The sequence below is a fragment of the Enterobacter sp. BWH64 genome (assembly GCF_001037645.1).
Taxonomy (GTDB): Bacteria; Pseudomonadota; Gammaproteobacteria; order Enterobacterales; family Enterobacteriaceae; genus Enterobacter; species Enterobacter hormaechei_C.
The window spans coordinates 1,686,688-1,703,398 of sequence record NZ_KQ089922.1 but is presented as its reverse complement, the minus strand read 5'-3'; the positions used below and the strand labels follow the sequence as shown (position 1 = coordinate 1,703,398).

At 57.9% G+C, this 16,711-nt stretch carries 16 protein-coding genes and 2 pseudogenes; 8 read left to right on the top strand and 10 right to left on the bottom strand.

Annotated elements, in window-relative coordinates; genetic code table 11:
* Nucleotides 1-130 precede the first annotated feature (130 nt).
* From SK50_RS08055 to SK50_RS08040, 5 genes are all read right to left on the bottom strand, one after another.
* Nucleotides 131-379, bottom strand: coding sequence for a DMT family transporter (locus SK50_RS08055; protein WP_082197597.1), 249 nt, complete (start codon nt 377-379; stop codon nt 131-133).
* Nucleotides 380-482: 103 nt separating this feature from the next.
* On the bottom strand, nt 483-959 hold the full coding sequence (locus SK50_RS23815) for an MFS transporter (protein ID WP_156171088.1): 477 nt from the start codon (nt 957-959) through the stop codon (nt 483-485).
* 2 nt (nt 960-961) lie between these two features.
* On the bottom strand, nt 962-1,693 hold the full coding sequence (locus tag SK50_RS23810; protein ID WP_156171087.1) for an MFS transporter: 732 nt from the start codon (nt 1,691-1,693) through the stop codon (nt 962-964).
* A 60-nt stretch (nt 1,694-1,753) separates the two neighbouring features.
* Entirely contained in the window at nt 1,754-2,647 is an 894-nt protein-coding gene (locus SK50_RS08045; protein ID WP_048229290.1) for a dihydrodipicolinate synthase family protein, read from the bottom strand.
* Between the two features lie 20 nt (nt 2,648-2,667).
* Nucleotides 2,668-3,363: a B3/B4 domain-containing protein gene (locus SK50_RS08040; protein WP_048229289.1), complete on the bottom strand. Its 696-nt coding sequence runs from the start codon at nt 3,361-3,363 to the stop codon at nt 2,668-2,670.
* Between the two features lie 43 nt (nt 3,364-3,406).
* On the opposite strand from SK50_RS08040, the gene SK50_RS08035 reads away from it, so the two are divergent.
* The 3 genes from SK50_RS08035 (at nt 3,407) to SK50_RS08025 (ending at nt 5,080) form a co-directional block, all read left to right on the top strand.
* Nucleotides 3,407-4,009, top strand: coding sequence for a helix-turn-helix domain-containing protein (locus tag SK50_RS08035; protein WP_048229287.1), 603 nt, complete (start codon nt 3,407-3,409; stop codon nt 4,007-4,009).
* Between the two features lie 65 nt (nt 4,010-4,074).
* The gene (locus tag SK50_RS08030) at nt 4,075-4,536 is read left to right on the top strand and encodes a GNAT family N-acetyltransferase (RefSeq protein WP_048229285.1); all 462 of its coding nucleotides are present in this window, start codon (nt 4,075-4,077) and stop codon (nt 4,534-4,536) included.
* Nucleotides 4,537-4,561: 25 nt separating this feature from the next.
* The gene (locus SK50_RS08025; RefSeq protein ID WP_048229283.1) at nt 4,562-5,080 is read left to right on the top strand and encodes a GNAT family N-acetyltransferase; all 519 of its coding nucleotides are present in this window, start codon (nt 4,562-4,564) and stop codon (nt 5,078-5,080) included.
* 289 nt (nt 5,081-5,369) lie between these two features.
* Here the strand turns inward: SK50_RS08025 and SK50_RS08020 are convergent.
* Nucleotides 5,370-5,522: pseudogene (locus SK50_RS08020) on the bottom strand (ketopantoate reductase C-terminal domain-containing protein); the annotation flags it as partial.
* Here SK50_RS08020 and SK50_RS08015 point away from each other — a divergent pair.
* From SK50_RS08015 to SK50_RS08000, 4 genes and pseudogenes are all read left to right on the top strand, one after another.
* Nucleotides 5,518-5,741 (top strand): annotated as a pseudogene (locus SK50_RS08015) (glutamate-cysteine ligase family protein); the annotation flags it as partial. The pseudogenes SK50_RS08020 and SK50_RS08015 overlap by 5 nt on opposite strands.
* 343 nt (nt 5,742-6,084) lie before the next feature.
* Complete coding sequence (locus SK50_RS08010; RefSeq protein ID WP_017694361.1) at nt 6,085-6,576, top strand: Hcp family type VI secretion system effector; 492 nt, start codon at nt 6,085-6,087, stop codon at nt 6,574-6,576.
* A gap of 10 nt (nt 6,577-6,586) precedes the next feature.
* Nucleotides 6,587-6,943 (top strand): tlde1 domain-containing protein, encoded by a 357-nt coding sequence (locus tag SK50_RS08005; RefSeq protein WP_006809708.1) that lies wholly within the window; start codon nt 6,587-6,589, stop codon nt 6,941-6,943.
* Complete coding sequence (locus SK50_RS08000) at nt 6,940-7,374, top strand: hypothetical protein (RefSeq protein ID WP_017694362.1); 435 nt, start codon at nt 6,940-6,942, stop codon at nt 7,372-7,374. Before SK50_RS08005 ends, SK50_RS08000 begins: the two co-directional genes overlap by 4 nt.
* 50 nt (nt 7,375-7,424) lie before the next feature.
* On the opposite strand, the gene SK50_RS07995 is transcribed toward SK50_RS08000, so the two are convergent.
* Nucleotides 7,425-8,315 carry an oxidoreductase gene (locus SK50_RS07995; protein ID WP_047642348.1) on the bottom strand — a complete coding sequence of 297 codons (891 nt, stop codon included), beginning with the start codon at nt 8,313-8,315 and terminating at the stop codon, nt 7,425-7,427.
* A gap of 105 nt (nt 8,316-8,420) precedes the next feature.
* On the opposite strand from SK50_RS07995, the gene SK50_RS07990 reads away from it, so the two are divergent.
* Nucleotides 8,421-9,542 (top strand): YbdK family carboxylate-amine ligase, encoded by a 1,122-nt coding sequence (locus SK50_RS07990; RefSeq protein ID WP_045344571.1) that lies wholly within the window; start codon nt 8,421-8,423, stop codon nt 9,540-9,542.
* Here SK50_RS07990 and SK50_RS07985 read toward each other — a convergent pair.
* The 3 genes from SK50_RS07985 to SK50_RS07975 form a co-directional block, all read right to left on the bottom strand.
* Entirely contained in the window at nt 9,472-12,627 is a 3,156-nt protein-coding gene (locus SK50_RS07985) for an efflux RND transporter permease subunit (protein ID WP_048229281.1), read from the bottom strand. The genes SK50_RS07990 and SK50_RS07985 overlap by 71 nt on opposite strands.
* 9 nt (nt 12,628-12,636) lie before the next feature.
* A complete protein-coding gene (locus tag SK50_RS07980; RefSeq protein ID WP_023303242.1) occupies nt 12,637-13,701 on the bottom strand; it encodes an efflux RND transporter periplasmic adaptor subunit in 1,065 nt (354 codons plus the stop codon).
* 106 nt (nt 13,702-13,807) lie between these two features.
* A complete protein-coding gene (locus SK50_RS07975) occupies nt 13,808-16,516 on the bottom strand; it encodes a cation-transporting P-type ATPase (RefSeq protein ID WP_017382547.1) in 2,709 nt (902 codons plus the stop codon).
* Nucleotides 16,517-16,711: the final 195 nt, after the last annotated feature.

The window sequence follows — 16,711 nt, the reverse complement described above, 5'->3', positions numbered from 1 at the left end:
AAGCGGACTAGTTAACTGAGCTGGAGGTCCGCTGTGAGCGAAAAGCGGACATAAATATGTCGCGTCAAAAATATGATGATAATTACTCTCCTGCCAGGACAGGTTGCTCCATCCTGGCACAAGACATACCTCAGGATGCCAGTTTCATCATAATAAGGCCTGCAACAAATGAGCCTACTGCCCCTATCCCGGTCCAGATGGTATATGCCGTGCCCAGTGGTAATGAGCGCATTGCTGCCGAGAGTAAGGCAAAACTCGCTATCATACCGACGAGAGTCACTATCGAGTACAGTGGGCGGGTAAACCCGTCAGACAATTTCATCGCATAAGCCCATACGACTTCAAGCAAACCCGCAGCCGTCAGCATTAACCAGGCCATAATTTCTCCTCTTAATATATGTCCGGGTCGTCCCGAAGAAAGCCTCTGATGTAACGGGTCGTCCCGCTACGGCCTGAATAAAATGGAATCCCTGCTTAAACCATCAGCAATGAGATTTGAACGATGGCCAGATACGGGCCAACAGAGAAATAACCAGTACTGTCGACAGCGTGCACAGGCTTAACACCAGTGGCGCATAAGCTCCCAACGTCATCAACTGACCCGCAGCTGCGGTGCCAAGTGAGCCCGCAGTAATTTTCATTGCACCCACCCAGACAAAGACCTGCCCCCGGCAGGATGGTGGGGAGTATTCACTGCGTGCGGCAAGCGTGGCGGCGAAAAAAGCGGCATTAAGCACTCCGGTTATGAAGAAGCAGAAAAACACGGGTAAAAAACTGCTGACCACCAGAATGGAAAGCAGGCCTGCGACAATCAGCCCTCCGGAGCTCAGCATCAGCCTGTCGGGTTCACCTCTCAGTGGGATAACCATCAGGCATACCGATCCCGCCAGATTGCCCGCTCCGTAGGCCACGGTAAGAAAAGCGGCTGTGGCTGCTGGAACACCAAGAACATCAGCCATACTCACCGCAACAACCGGCAGGACGGCGACAGCAAAGCGACGGCCATCGTCAGGTACAGTGTCCTGCACAGCGGTGTGTACCGGATCATCATACTCATCGTTGTGATGGCACCGGCAACCTTTGTAGGCTTGCCGCTGTGTGTAACCGGCGAAACCGGTAGCCGCATGATAAAGAAAGCAGCGAAAACAGTACCAACGGCCAGAAGGTAAAACGCCGCAGAAGGCGAAGCCCAGGCGGATATGGCGGCAACAGCAGAGGGACCCAGCGTGCCACCGAAACCGTAGGTTGCCACATCAAGACCCTGAGCCCGGCGCTGACTTCGCTGGTCCGGCCCTGCCATGGCAGGCAGGAAAGCACTGATCCCACCTGTCAGGAGTGGGCCACAGAGTCCTGCGGCGATAAGAAGTAATGCCGTCAAAAGTAAAGGGACGTGGCCGAAAGTCACTGTCATAATCCCTGTAATAAAGGCATACGCCAGGCAGGCCATCGCAATGACCCTGCGCCCGTCGCTGGCGGTATCGATCCTGCGGGCAATAAACGGCCCCAGCATATGTGGGAGGGTAATGCAGGCAGCCATCCACCCCGTCACTGTGTAATACTGTTCAGATGACTGGCACAGTAAGATCACTGCCAGCACCCCGCCGCCATCCGCAATGCGTGCCAGCATCGCGGCACAGGCATAGCGGACAAGACCTGCCTTAACAGGCGCGTTTGTACACTGAAGGGTCGTCATGAAGATTATTGCCTGGCCAGGTTTCAGGAGGACCGCCAGAGTGCCGGTCCTGTCGGTGGGTTACTTCAGCTCCAGCGCGGTGATCACTCGGGCAATATCCGCGATATCACCCGCTGACAGCGGTTGCAGAGGACGAGGCAGGCAATCTGTATCGGTCAGTCCAAGCACACCAGCGGCAGCGGCAATCACACGAATACTCCCGCCATGTTTACGGAACAGCGCCCACAGCGGTTCCAGTCGGGTTGTCAATGCCATAACACGAGCGTGATCCCCTGCTGCTGCTGCCTCGGTGATCTGCTTTGCGGTTTGCGGGAACAGACCGCCACACACAGAGTACCAGACCTCGCAGCCTGCATTTAATCCCAGTCCGGCATACATATCGCCACTGATACCGATTGTCACTCCCGGGCAAAGATGTTGGCGTAGCGCATTCACCCGCTCAGCGGCCGCTGCCGGGCTATCCGGGACGCCAGGGATCTTAACCGAACGAACCCCCGCCAGTGATGAGAGACGACCGTGCAGTTCATCCGTAAAGGTAAAATGTGTGGTACCCGGATTATCGTAGACACAGACCGGAACAGACGCATGCCGGGTCACCGCCTCAAAAAGCGCGAAGACCTCTTCATCACGGAGTGACTGGTAACTGACCGCCGGGAGCAACAGGGCATCTGCGCCTGCTGCCTGCGCATCATCAACCAGATGCAGGATGGCATCGGTGCTGACTGCCCCCACGCACACCATCACAGGGATATCTCCGGCAAGCTGTTTAGCCAGAGTCGCGATGCGATTGCGCTGCTCCCGGGTCAGATACGCGTAGCTTCCGGTTGAACCCAGAATGCCCAGAGAATCAACACGGGCCGCCGTCAGGCGGGCCAGAATCTTACTGAACCCCTGTTCGTCGACGCCGCTGGCGGTGACGGGAGTTAGCGGAAAAGCAGACAAGCCGGTGAACATTGTGTTTCTCCTGAATGATATTACTGGTATTGCTCTTCGATAAGAGCCACCTCAAACCACAGACCGGGCATCATTTTTTCAAGGCCATCGGTCAGCATCTTCCCGGCTTCATGAAGCTTCTCCAGTGGCATCTGCGGCAGACTCTCCAGAATGAACCACATTTGCTGAGCTTCCACATCCAGGCGGGTTCTGACCCCCTGTCGCCAGTTCCAGCGACGGCAGGTCACGCCTGCATCATCGCACCAGATAACCTCACCTTGCGACGGGTATTCAATGGCGGTCTCACCGTCTTTGACGGTATCAAAAGGCTCGGTTCCTTTTGCCACAACCAGACGCGGTGAACCCTGATAGGCAGCGATATTCTCTCCCCCCACAGGAACGGCATAGCGGAGGCTAACGGCGTTATAGAGATCAACGATGGGATCGAGTGCGGGCATCGTACTGTCACGTAATACGCGCTTACGTAAGGCATCCGCTGAACATGGTGTGCGTTTCGGTTTAGCACCAAACGTCTGGAAAACCTCAGCCCAGGCGACCAGATGAGATTCAGCCCATTCAGGTTCGCCGGCCAGAACCGCTTCACAGGCTTCCAGCAGTACCGTTTCCCCTATACCAGGGTTCAGAATCGGCGCGGCTTTTACGCAGATACTGAGTGCCCGAAAGCCGGGAGCGATACGATAGATTTCTGGGGCAATTGACGGAGAGACTGTTAACACGTGATAATCCTGTTATGACCAATTTATTCCATGATAATGACCGATGACTAAGAAAGTCAATTTAATGACCGATGCTAATGCGATAGCCAGCACCGTAAACGAAGCCGTCTCTCAGCGGATTAAGCTGTATCGCAAGCAAAAGAAAATATCCCTCGATGAACTCTCCCGTCGGGCGGGCGTCAGCAAGGGCGCGCTGGTTGAGATTGAGGGATGCCGGGCGAACCCCAGCATTGCCCTGTTATGCCGCCTCGCTGCCGCGATGGGTGTTTCGGTGGCTGACTTTGTGGATGTCAGCGCCAAACCGACCGTACATCTCATTGCTGAAGATGAGATTCCTCAATTGTGGGAAGGCGAAAAAGGCGGAAGAGCAAGGTTGCTTGCCGGATCCGGTGGCCCTGATATGACCGAGCTCTGGATGTGGGAAATGCAGCCAGGGGAAAAATTTGCTTCACCTGGTCACCCGGAAGGAACGCTTGAATTGTTTTATGTACAAACTGGCACTCTCACACTCGGCGTACATGATCACCTGTATCTGGTGAAGGCTGGCTGCTCGGCAACGGCCAGAACAGACGTTCCTCATTTCTATGAAAATCGGGGGGAGAACCCATTGGTATTTATCATGACAGTACATGAAAGAGCATCCTGAGTGCTCCCCGGTTTAGTGGTCAGCCCTGCTGTCTCATCGCGAGTCAGTCCTGAAGGAGAAGTTCAGTGAATAATCAGCACCTGCGATTTACCAAAGACAAATTTACTGTCACAACCGATCCCGCTTTTTTTCAGCTGGAAGCCATTCACGATTACCTCTCCCAATCGTCCTGGGCTCCAGACATTGATGCCGAAACGGTAAGGTTATCCGTCCAGAACAGCCTTTGCTTTGCACTTTTGGATGGAACAAGGCAAATCGGCTTCGCCCGTCTGGTCACAGACTATGCTACTTTTGGTTATTTGTGCGATGTCTACGTGTTAAACGATTATCAGAAAAGTGGTCTTGGTCGTTGGCTGATTGAATGCTGTCACGCACATCCGTTGATGTCACGTCTGCGACGAATAATGCTGGTAACCGACAGTGCGCCTTGGCTATATCAGAAACTGGGGTATAACCCTTTGAACCGGCCAGATTTTGTCTGGCAGATCAATCGACCAGACATTTATCGTAAACCCGGGAAAAACTAAGAATACTTTCAGAAAGCAAAGACAAATGTTGATCCGCAGGGCAAATACCTCTGATGCAGAAGAGCTTGCCATTTTAGCTGAACGAACCTTCAGAAAGACTTTCCAGGATGGGAATACTCAGGAGGATATGGAACTTCACTGCCAGGCAAGCTATTCAACACATATCCAGTTGAAAGAGATCCTCAGACAAGACTGGGTTACATTAGTCTGTGAACACGAGAGCAAATTGATTGGGTATACCCAACTGAGGTGGGAAGAGTTTCCTCCCTGTGTCAATAGCATTCACGCCGGGGAAATCCTGTGTCTATATGTTGATGCTCCCTATCATGGTAGAGGATTTGCGCAAGAACTTATGCGGATGTGCTTTGCTGAATTTGAGGCAAAGGGATCGGATGTTGTCTGGTTAGGCGTCTGGGAACATAACCCAAGGGCAATTTCTTTTTATCATAAGCTTGGGTTTACCGAGGTGGGTGAGCATATCTTCCAGGTTGGGTCAGATCCGCAGAGAGATATCATTATGAAACGTTCAACTGGCGTTCGCTGAATAAACATCATGACGTCCGCTTTTGGCACATAGCGGACGCATCTTTCACACGTTTCTATATAACCTGGTTAGCAAAACTATCTCCGCTGCACTTCTTCTCAGCAAGCAATTCCTGAATACGCTACGCAAATTAAACAAATATTTCAGACCAAGATAGATCAGGCACGTTAACGCTGGATCATATGCGCGCTGGCGAAGCGTTTTGGTTTGCCGGTGAGTGCGTTTGTAGGGAACTGATGCGAGGTTTTCACCCAGACCAATTCCCCAGACGTTAATACCACTATCTCTCTCACCCCGGCCCCTCGCTCCCCGCCGCCAGCAGCGGCACCACCACATCGCTGACGGGCACCGCAATCCCGTGCCTGCGGCCATAGCGCTGGATCACGCCGTTGCGTATGTCCCACTCCATCAGGCGATCCGCCTGACGGTCGGACAGGATCGACAGCATTAAAGATCTGCACTGGGACATTCGCCCCAGCCCGCACATTAGCACCATGCAGGTGCGGTCGACGGATAAGCCGCTGACGCTCAACAACGCGATTAATATCGCCTGGCTGATCCAGGCCACGTCACACTGGCTGCTGACCACGCGGCCTTATAAGCATCAGGAACGGGATTTTCTGCGGTACCTCTTTACCGTTTTCAGGTGTGTCGCTACGGATAGGTGGATATTCAGACGAGCCGTTATGAGTTTTTAAACAATTAATAAAGAGTCAAATAGACAGAATACCCAATAAACATTCAAGTATTTATTACATCTTCAATTAATATTCACTTAATTATTATTTAAGCAAAACCACCGTATTAATCATTAACAATTTATCCAGATCCAAACCATAAGCCCCCATACTTTCTTAATTTACATCAACGAAACCGCAGATCGTTTTATATCCACCCTGTACAAAATTGACGGCCAATTTTGTACGCGCTAGCGTTGCACTAGTTACGTAACTAGCTAAACCATAAGGTCTTTTCAGGATTTCCTTAAATGGAGTTTTAAACAAATGGCTATTCCCGCTTATTTATGGCTTAAAGATGACGGCGGCGCCGATATAAAAGGCTCTGTCGATATATATGGACGTGAAGGTAGCATCGAGATTATCGCCTTAAATCACGCCATAATGCAGCCCACGGACAAGCATAACGGCAAGGCGACAAGTCTTCGCATCCATTCCCCCTATTCTTTCGATAAAGAGATCGACGCTTCCAGCCCCTATTTGTACAAGGCTGTTAGCACGGGCCAGAAGCTAAAATCCGCAGAGATAAAGTTTTACCGTATCAACGATGCTGGTCAGGAAGTGGAATATTTTTCCACCCTTCTGGAAGGCGTGAAGATCGCCAGCGTCTGTCCAATGATGCTTGATATCAAAGATCCTGACTATGAGAAGCATAACCATCTTGAGCTGGTAGAGCTGCTCTATGAAAAAATTACCTGGCGCTACGTGGACGGTAACATCATGCATTCAGATAGCTGGAATGACCGTAAGACGGCATAAGGAGAACGTTATGGGATGGAAGTATGAGCAATCAACTGGCAAGATGTATAAAGACGGCAAATTAATTGAGACAGGATATTCCGGTGCCCTTACCAATAAAAATAATCCGGACCGTCAGCATGTGAAGGGTCTGGGTCCATTGCCGCGCGGAACATATAAAATTGCGGGACATTCGAATTCTAAAGGACCCATTACCATTATCCTTGAGCAAACTTCGGGAGAGAGTTTTGGTCGTTCAGAGTTCCGCATTCATGGTGACCATAAGTACGGTCCAGCCGGATTTGCTTCGGAGGGGTGCATCATTCTCTCACTGTCAACGCGACGTAAAATCCTTCGTGACGGCGGTGAGCTTGAGGTAGTGCGATGAAATACCCAATCGTCCTGCTGCTTTGTGCGCTCACTGTCCCAGCCATTGCAGCCAGCACTGACTGGCCATCAGCACTTCATGGAATCGCCTCAGGTGACACACACTGGATTGAGCAAGCCCCAACGCTGGCTGCCACGGCTGACGCCAGGCAGGCGCAACTGCTGGAGGATGCTTTGGCCGCAGCGCTCACAACAAACACCAGCGCCACACTGAAAGCGCTCCAGACCATTGACGCGGGAAAGTGGCCGCACATGGTTGGCAGCGATATCGTCTGCACGCCGCCTCTAGAGAAATCCCCCGCCGAAGTCGACGCGTTCTATCAGCGCACCCGCCGGGCGCTGCTGGATACGGTTGAGGGTGCTCAGTGCCTCTGGATCCTGGAAGCAACAATGGAAGAGCTAAACGCTGAGAAAGCCCGTCAGGGTAAGTAAGAGTTACCCGGCGCACAACGGCCGGGTCTTCCTTCTCGCCAGACCCTGGCTCACCCCGGCCCCTCGCTCCCCGCCGCCAGCAGCGGCACCACCACATCGCTGACGGGCACCGCAATCCCGTGCCTGCGGCCGTAGCGCTGGATGACGCCATTACGGATATCCCACTCCATCGGGCGATCCGCCTGACGGTCGGCGAGGATCGACGTGCCCAAATCCACTGGCGCGCGCTGAAAGTTCGCCAGAATCTCCTGCGCCACGTCATCGGCCAGCTTCGCCCCCTCGGCGCGGGCGACGGCCAGCCCCTCGCGCAGGTAGGCCAGCGCCAGTTCGCTGATATCCTCGCGCCTGAACATCCCGGCGCGGCGATTGGCCAGCACCATCAGCCCGGCGACCGCGTTTTGCAGCAGCTTGCGCCAGGCGACGGTGGGGAAATCAGCCGAGAGTTCAACGTCACAGCGCGTGCCGCGAAGCGCCTCCACCACCCGCTGCGCCTGCGGCACGTCCGGCAGCGTCAGACGTGGTTTGGCGCGCAGCCAGACGGAGGCATCCGGCTCGCGCTGGGCAGGGAACCAGACCACCGAGGGCAGCACCGTTGCGCCATTGACCAAAGGCGCAAGCTGGGCTTTCTGCTCCACGCCGTTTTGCAGCGCGCAGACCACGGTGTTTTCATCGCACAGAGCGCGCAGCCACCCGGCGCTGTCGGCATTTTGCGTCGTTTTGACCGCCAAAAAAACAAGGTCAACGGGGCGCGTAATGACGCTGGGATCGGTGAGTACCGGACCGGGCACCACAATTTCACCCTCATCATGACGCAGGCGCAGTTCCGGATGCGCGGTGCGCCCACACAGCAGCGGCGTGCGGCCCGCTTCATGCAGCACCGCGGCGATGGTGGTCCCTATCGCCCCGGGTCCTGTCAGCGCAATGGTTGGATAGTCAGACATGGATCACTCCCCTTTTGCTAAGCCTGCTATCAGTTATACCATCCTGAGACGAGCGCGCCACGCCCATTGTCTATACTCAACTCATAACAGACAACGGAGTGCGCCATGCCTTTACCCGACTTCAAATCCTCTGAACCTTATACCCTCGGCATTGAGCTCGAACTCCAGGTGGTTAACCCGCCGGGTTACGATCTGAGCCAGGACTCCTCTGCCCTCATCGCCGCCGTCAAAGACTACATCAAAGGGGGGGAAGTCAAACACGACATCACCGAAAGCATGCTCGAAATCGCCACCGGCGTGTGCCAGACCATCGACCAGGCAGCGGCGCAGTTTTCAGTGATGCAGCAGAGCATCCTGCGCGCGGCGGAAGATCAGCATATCCAGATCTGCGGCGGTGGGACGCATCCGTTCCAGAAATGGCAGCGGCAGGAAGTGTGCGACGACGAGCGCTATAACGTCACGCTGGAGCGCTTTGGCTATCTGATTTTGCAGGCGACGGTGTTCGGCCAGCACGTACACGTCGGCTGTCGGACCGGGGACGACGCCATTTACCTGCTGCACGGCCTGTCGCGCTTTGTGCCACACTTTATCGCCCTGGCCGCCGCATCACCGTATATGCAGGGCACGGACACGAAGTTCGCCTCATCGCGTCTCAACATCTTCTCGGGCTTCCCGGATAACGGTCAGATGCCGTGGGTCAACAGCTGGCAGGAGTTCGAGGGGCTGTTCCGCCGCCTGAGCTCCACCAGCATGATCGACAGCATTAAGGATCTGCACTGGGACATCCGCCCCAGCCCGCACTTCGGCACCGTCGAGGTGCGGGTGATGGATACGCCGCTGACGCTCAGCCACGCCATTAACATCGCCGGGCTTATTCAGGCGACGTCGCACTGGCTGCTGACCGCGCGGCCGTATAAGCATCAGGAACGGGATTTTCTGCTCTATCGCTTTAACCGTTTTCAGGCCTGTCGCTACGGGCTGGAAGGCATTCTGACGGACGTACATACCGGCGAGCACAAAACCGTGGCGGAAGATATCGCCTGGCTGCTCGAGCAGGTTGCGCCGTCGGCCGAGAAGCTCGGCGCGACAAGCGCAATCAATGAGATTGCCCTGCTGTTAAAGCAGGGCAAGAGCGAGGCGCAGCGCATGCGGGACTTTATCGCCGATGGCGGCTCGCTGATTTCTCTGGTGCAGAAGCACTGTGAGCTGTGGGCGACGAGTCCGTAAGGCCGTGGCCCCACTCGCGCAGGCGCTGGAACAGCACGAACAGCGCCGGGATGAACACTATCCCCACCACGGTCGCCACCAGCATGCCGCTGAACACCGTAGTGCCGATGATGCGGCGGCTCTGGGCACCCGCCCCGGTCGCCAGCATCATCGGCAGGACGCCGATAATGAACGACACGGCGGTCATCATTACCGCGCGGAAGCGGCGCGATGCCCCCTCCCGTGCGGCATCGACAATCGCCATTCCATCCATGCGCCGGGCGCGGGCAAACTCCACGATAAGAATTGCGTTCTTGGCGGCGAGGGCTATCAGTAGCACCAGACCTATCTGCACGTATACGTCGTTGGCATAGCCCGCCAGCCACAGCCAGACCAGCGCCCCGCCGATGGCGAACAGCACCGAGAGCGTCACGCTCGCCGGCAGCGTCCAGCTCTCGTACTGGGCGACGAGGAACAGCCACGCCATCACCACCGCCGCCAGCACGATCCATATCGCCTGATTGCCGGTCTGCTGCTCCTGATACGACATGCCGCTCCAGGCGTAGTCGTACCCGGCTGGCAGGTTTTCCGCCAGAATCTCGCCCATCGCCGCCATTGCGGTGCTGCTGCTCACCCCTTCCGCTGCCGAGCCGCTCACCGATACCGACGGGAACTGGTTGTACTGCTGAATAAATGGCGCGCCGACGGTCGGCGTGATGGTGATGAGGTTGCTCAGACGCACCCGCTCGCCGCTGTTGCTGCGCACGAACAGCTCGCTGATTTGCTCCGCGCGCTCGCGCCACTGCATCTCGTTCTGCATCACTACGTGGTAGACGCGGTTGTTGACGCTGAAATCCCCGGCGCGCGTGCCGCCAAAGGCGGTTTGCAGGCTGCTGAAGATGCGTGACACCGGCACGTCGAGGCGGGCCGCGCGCTCGCGGTCAACGGTGAGCGTCATCTGTGGCACGTTGCTGCTCCAGGTGGTGAACACGCGGCTCAGCCGCGGGTTCTGGTTGGCTTTCGCCAGCACCTCACGCGTCACGCGCTCCAGCTCCGCCGGACTTTGCCCCGCCTGCGCCTGAATGCGCAGGTCGAAGCCGGAGGCGTTGCCCAGCCCCGGCAGCGTCGGCGGCGCAAAGGTCATGATGGTGGCTTCCGGCAGGGCCAGCAGCTGGTGCTGAAGGGTGCCCATCACCTCATCCAGCGGCGGACGCTCGCTCCAGTCTTTGAGCATGATGGAGATAAACCCGCCGTTCGATGCGCTGGTGCCGTTGAGGATGTTAAACCCGGAGACCTGAATCACGTCTTCTACCGCCGGGTTGTTAGCGATCAGCTCGCGCTCGGTGGTCATCACCGCTTCGGTGCGCTCCAGCGAGGCTGCCTCCGGCAACTGGACGCTGGCGAAGAAGTAGCCCTGATCCTCCTGCGGCAGGAAGCCCTTTGGCATCGACATAAAGCTGAATACCACCACCGCCGCCGCGCCTGCGGTGGCCAGCAGCGCCAGCCACGGGCGCAGGTTTAAAACGTTCACGATGCGGGTGTAGAAACCGCGCGTGGCGTCCAGCCCGTGGTTAAAGGCGCGATAGAGTGCCGCAGGTTTCTCCGGTCGCGGGCGCAGCAACAGCGCGCACAGGGCGGGCGTAAGAGTCAACGCCACCAGGCTTGAGAGCGTGACGGCAGTCGAGAGCGTCACCGCGAACTGGCGGTACAGCTCGCCGACAATCCCCGGCAGGAGCGCCACCGGCACAAACACCGCCAGCAGCACCAGCGTGGTGGCAATCACTGGCCCGGCAATCTGGCGCAGCGCCAGCGCGGTCGCCGCCGTACGGCTCTGCCCTTCCGCCATCAGCGTTTCGACGCTCTCCACCACCACGATGGCGTCATCCACCACCATGGTCAGCGCCAGAATGATAGCGAACAGGCTCAGCGTATTGGCGGAGTAGCCGAGCGTATAGAGCACCGCGAAGGTGCCCACCAGCGACACCGGAATGGCAAGGGCAACAATCAGCGTCGCGCGCCAGCTTTGCAGGAACAGGGACACCACGACCACCACCGCCAGCATCGTCAGCGCCAGCGAGACGCCAATCTCTTTGATGGTGGCGGCCACAAACGAGGTGGTGTCGAATTTGACTTCATAGACCAGATCGTCCGGGAAGCGCGTGGATAACCTTTCCAGCTCCGCGCGCACCGCATCGGCCACGCGCAGGGCGTTAGCGGACGGCGTCGGGTAGATGCCGAGGTAGGCGGAGTCGTGCCCGTTCAGCTGCGCGCCAGAGCTATAGCTGCGCGAGCCAAGCTCGATGGTGGCGACGTCCTTCAGGCGCACCAGTTGACCCATCTCCCCGGCGCGGATAATGATGTTGGCAAAGTCGTCGGCCTGATTTAAGCGCCCCAGCCCGTTAATGGTCAGGGTCTGCTGCTGGCCGTTAAACACCGGCGGCGTGCCGACCTGGCCTGCCGCCCCCTGCACGTTCTGCTCGCGCAGCGCCTGCGCCACGTCATCGCTGGTCACGTTCAGGGCGTTCATGCGGTCCGGGCGCAGCCAGATGCGCATGCTGTAGTCCCGTGCGCCAAACATCTGTACCTGCCCGACGCCCGGCAGACGCGACAGCGCCTCGCGCACCTGGGTGCTGGCGTAGTTGCTGACGAACAGCGGCGTGTGGGTGTTGTTCGGTGAGTAAAGGCTTACCCCCATCATCAGGTTGGTGGCGCGCTTGCGCACCTGCACGCCGTTTTGCTGCGCCTCGGTCGGCAGCTGCGCCACGGCCTGCGCCACGCGGTTCTGCACGTCGATGGCGGCGAGATCCGGGTCGGTGCCTGCCGCAAAGGTAATGTTCAGGCTATAGCTACCCTCGTCCGAACTGGTGGACTCCATATAGAGCATATGATCCACCCCGTTCAGCTGGGTTTCCAGCGGCGTGGCGATGGCCTCCGCCACGTCAGCCGAGCTGGCGCCCGGCCATGACGCTGACACATTCACGACCGGCGGGGTGATCTGCGGGTACTGCTCCACCGGAATAATCCTCAGCGCGATGGCCCCCAGCAGGGTGATGACCAGCGCAATCACCATCGCAAAGCGCGGGCGTTTGATGAAAAACGTCAGCATGATGGCTCCTTAATTCAGTATCTGGACGGCAACGCCTGGCTGCACGCGCTGCGCACCGTCAGTAATCGCTCGCTCACCGGGCTTCAGGCCGGAGGCAATCTGGAACTGCTGGCCGATCTGTACGGCGACCTTCAGCGGACGCATTTCGGCTTTATCCTCGGCGTTAACCACCCATGCGAAGAACCCGTCGCCATTCTGCTGTACGGCAGCGGCGGGCAGAGTCAGCACTGGTTGCTCACTTGACGGACGCAGGTAGACGTTCACGTTGCCGCCGGGCAGCAGCTGATGGCGCGGGTTGGCGAACTCGGCGCGCAGCATCACGCTGGCGGTGCGCGGGTCGATGCGGTTGTCCACGGAGGTGAGTTCCCCGCTGATGCGCTGGCCGTTGCTGTCAATCAGCGCCTGCCAGGCCTGCTTCATGGCGCTGATATCCGCATGCTGTCCGGCTTTAGTGGCAAACGTGCCCTCTTCCAGCGCAAAGGCAATGCGGATGGGATCGAGCTGTACCACCTCCACCAGCACACCGCTGGCAGGATTCACCAGGCTGCCGACGTGAAAGTTGCTGTGCCCCACGCGCCCGTCAATCGGTGAGGTAATGCGCGTGTAGTTGAGGGTGACGCTGCGGGTGTCGAGCCGGGCTTTCGCCTGCTCCAGCGCGGCGCTCGCTACGTCGCGCTGCATGCGGGCGTTGTCCACGTCGTGGCGGCTGATGGCGTTGCTGCTGCCCAGGCTTTCGAAGCGTGACAGCTGCTGCTGCGCCTGACGCAGCGTGGCTTCGGCGCTTCTCACTTCGGCCTGCGCCAGACGCAGGGCGGCGCGCGGCTCGGCGTCGTCCAGTTCGAACAACACGTCGCCTTTTTTCACGTACTGCCCGTCGCGGAAGTGGATTCTGGTGATGACGCCTTCCGTGCGGGCGCGCAGTTCAACGGTGTGGATAGCTTCAATGCGACCCGGGATCTGACGCTCGGCGGCGTGGGCGGTCTGCTCCACGGTGGCGACACGCACGGGAATGGCCGCGGCGAATGCGGGTGGCAGGGTGCAGGCGAGGAGCGCGAACAGGAGTGGGAATTTCATGGGAGTACCTCGGCGTTGTTTTCCCTCACCCCGGCCCTCTCCCACAGGGAGAGGGAGGTCAGAGTTCCCTCTCCCTGTGGGAGAGGGTTAGGGTGAGGGCAAAAGGTTATGCAGCCTTACGGAACCTGCGGGTCAGTCGCTTCTCGATTTCGACGACGAAGAACATCACGCCCGCCACCGCCAGCGTCACGAACCAGTAGCGCAGCGGCAGCGCTTCGGTGCCGAACAGCATCTGCATAAACGGCAGGTAGATAATCGCCGCCTGGAGCAGGAACAGTACGCCCGTTACCAGCCAGATCCCTTTGTTCGCCAGCAGGCCGCGGTTCAGGGAGAACCCGTCGGTGTTGCGGCAGTTAATCATGTAAACCCACTGGGCGCAGACCAGCATCTGCAACAGCACGGTGCGGATGAACTCCGCGCTGTGGCCGCGTGGGGCTAGCCAGGCTTCCAGCGCAAAGGCGGCGATGGCAATCATGGTGCCGACGAAGGCCACGCGCCAGACGGCGTAGGCGTCCATCACGTGCTGCCCGGTCTGACGCGGCGGGCGGCGCATAATGTTGCGCTCGGCGGCCTCGAAGGCCAGGCCGAAGGAGAGCGTGGCGGAGGTCGCCATGTTCATCCACAGGATCAGCACTGGCGTCAGCGGAATGATGTTCCCCGCCAGCAGCGCAATCACAATCAATAGCCCCTGCGCCAGGTTGGTCGGCATGATGAACAGGATGGTCTTCTTCAAGTTGTCGTAAACGCGACGTCCCTCTTTCACCGCGCTGGCGATGGTGGCGAAGTTATCGTCCGTCAGGACCATGTCCGCCGCCTCTTTGGTCACTTCCGTGCCTTTGATGCCCATCGCGATACCCACGTCCGCCTGGCGCAGCGCCGGGGCATCGTTCACGCCGTCACCGGTCATGCCGACGATTTCGCCTTTGTCCTGCAACGCTTTCACCAGGCGCAGCTTATGCTCCGGGCTGGTACGGGCGAAGATGTCATACTTCACCGCCGCTTCCGCCAGCTCGGCGTCGTCCATCTTCTCCAGCTGGTAGCCGGTAACCGCCTGCTCGCTGTTGGTGATCCCCAGCATCTGGCCGATGCTCATTGCCGTCTGCGGGTGATCCCCGGTGATCATCTTCACGCGGATCCCCGCCTGCTGGCAGGCGTTAATCGCCTCAATCGCTTCCGGACGCGGCGGATCCATCATCCCGGCAATGCCGAGGAAGATCAGACCGTGGCTCAGGTCGTCGTGAGTTAATGCCTGCTCGCCGTTCGCTGGCTTGAACGCCGCGGCGACCATGCGCAGCCCCTGACGCGCATAGCGCTCCATCTCCGTTTCCCAGTACGCGCGGTCAAAGGCTTGCGCACCGTTGCGGGTCTGCTGCTGCTCACACAGGGCGAAAATCACGTCCGGCGCGCCGGTAATCAAAATCTGCTCCTCACTGCCAATCTGGTAGTGGGTGCTCATGTACTTGTACTGAGAGTCGAACGGGATCTTGTTAACCAGCGTGGTCACGACCGGCTCGAGGTGGGCCTTGGCCGCCAGCACCTTCAGCGCGCCCTCGGTTGGCCCGCCGGTGATGCCCCACAGGCCACGCTCGTCCTGAATCAGCTGGCTGTCGTTACACAGGTCGATGGTGCGCAGGTACTGCTCCAGCACGGTGCCCGGCTGGATCTGCACCGGCTCGTCGCTGCCTTCGAGGTAGATGTTGCCCACCGGCTCGTAGCTGTTGCCGTCCACGCGATAGCAGGTGTCGGCGGTGATGATGGCTTTCACCGTCATCTCGTTCATGGTCAGGGTGCCGGTTTTATCCGAGCAGACCACGGTCATCGCGCCCAGGGTTTCAACCGTCGGCAGCTTGCGGATAATCGCCCGCTTGCGCGCCATCGCCTGCACGCCCAGGGAGAGGATAATGGAGATAATCGCCGGCAGACCTTCCGGCACGGAGGCTACCGCCAGGCTAATCAGGGAGAGCAGCAGCTCGCCCATCGGGATCTCGCGGAACACCAGGCTGAAGACAAACAGCGCGGCCATCATCGCCAGAATGATGGCGAAGATCGCTTTGCCCAGCTTGTCCATCTGCACCAGCAGCGGGGTGCGGTGTTTTTCAATGCCCGCCATCATCTGGTTGATGTGGCCGAGTTCGGTCTCCTGGCCCGTGGCAATGACCACGCCAACGCCGCCGCCCGCGCTTACCGTCGTACCGGAAAAGACCAGGTTCGTGCGGTCGCCCAGCGGTAATTCGCCGTTCAGCGGGTTCGTGTGTTTATCCACCACGGTGGATTCACCGGTCAGAATTGCCTCTTCCACGCGTAAATTATGCGCTTCGATTAAGCGCATATCCGCCGGTATACGATCTCCTGCGCGCAACACAATAATATCGCCCGGGACGATTTCCGTCGTCGGGATAGTTTCATGGTTGCCGTTACGAATAACGCGCGCCTCGCTGGAGAGCATATTGCGAATACTCTTCAGGGATTTTTCCGCGTTACTTTCCTGAATGTGGCCAATTAAGGCATTGATTACCGCCACGCCCAGAATAACCAGCGTATCAACCCAGTGTCCCATTACTGCCGTTAATACGGCGGCTGCCAGCAGGACGTAAATCAGGACATCGTTAAAATGCGCGAGAAAACGCAGCCAGCCCGGCTTGCCTTTTTTCTCCGGCAGCGCGTTCGGGCCATGCTTCTGTAAACGCGCCTGCGCCTCGGCACGGTCCAGGCCATTAGCCTGGCTCTGCGCCTGAGCAAGCACCTGCTCTACGGTCTGCTGGTACGCCTGCCCGCCTGCGGGTGGCATATTCTGCGAGAAATTTTTTTTGGTCATGGTATTTTTCCTTCAATATCCGGTGGACGGAAGCCGGAATTCCTTTCTGGCTTTAAATAATTCATTTTTAAGTCTTGCGGGTTAAATTGATCTACCGCAATATATTGACTACCCGGTTATTCAAAACTGATTAAAATTATTTCGACGCGTTGATTTTTACAAAATATTTCTAAACCAACACTAAACGAGGAGGAA

Excerpts from the sequence above, each read along its gene's own strand:
- SK50_RS08055 (WP_082197597.1), bottom strand. The coding sequence starts at position 379 with ATGGCCTGGTTAATGCTGACGGCTGCGGGTTTGCTTGAAGTCGTATGG.
- SK50_RS23815 (WP_156171088.1), bottom strand. The coding sequence starts at position 959 with ATGGCTGATGTTCTTGGTGTTCCAGCAGCCACAGCCGCTTTTCTTACC.
- SK50_RS23810 (WP_156171087.1), bottom strand. The coding sequence starts at position 1,693 with ATGACGACCCTTCAGTGTACAAACGCGCCTGTTAAGGCAGGTCTTGTC.
- SK50_RS08045 (WP_048229290.1), bottom strand. The coding sequence starts at position 2,647 with ATGTTCACCGGCTTGTCTGCTTTTCCGCTAACTCCCGTCACCGCCAGC.
- SK50_RS08035 (WP_048229287.1), top strand. The coding sequence starts at position 3,407 with ATGACTAAGAAAGTCAATTTAATGACCGATGCTAATGCGATAGCCAGC.
- SK50_RS08025 (WP_048229283.1), top strand. The coding sequence starts at position 4,562 with ATGTTGATCCGCAGGGCAAATACCTCTGATGCAGAAGAGCTTGCCATT.
- SK50_RS08010 (WP_017694361.1), top strand. The coding sequence starts at position 6,085 with ATGGCTATTCCCGCTTATTTATGGCTTAAAGATGACGGCGGCGCCGAT.
- SK50_RS08005 (WP_006809708.1), top strand. The coding sequence starts at position 6,587 with ATGGGATGGAAGTATGAGCAATCAACTGGCAAGATGTATAAAGACGGC.
- SK50_RS08000 (WP_017694362.1), top strand. The coding sequence starts at position 6,940 with ATGAAATACCCAATCGTCCTGCTGCTTTGTGCGCTCACTGTCCCAGCC.
- SK50_RS07995 (WP_047642348.1), bottom strand. The coding sequence starts at position 8,315 with ATGTCTGACTATCCAACCATTGCGCTGACAGGACCCGGGGCGATAGGG.
- SK50_RS07990 (WP_045344571.1), top strand. The coding sequence starts at position 8,421 with ATGCCTTTACCCGACTTCAAATCCTCTGAACCTTATACCCTCGGCATT.
- SK50_RS07985 (WP_048229281.1), bottom strand. The coding sequence starts at position 12,627 with ATGCTGACGTTTTTCATCAAACGCCCGCGCTTTGCGATGGTGATTGCG.
- SK50_RS07980 (WP_023303242.1), bottom strand. The coding sequence starts at position 13,701 with ATGAAATTCCCACTCCTGTTCGCGCTCCTCGCCTGCACCCTGCCACCC.
- SK50_RS07975 (WP_017382547.1), bottom strand. The coding sequence starts at position 16,516 with ATGACCAAAAAAAATTTCTCGCAGAATATGCCACCCGCAGGCGGGCAG.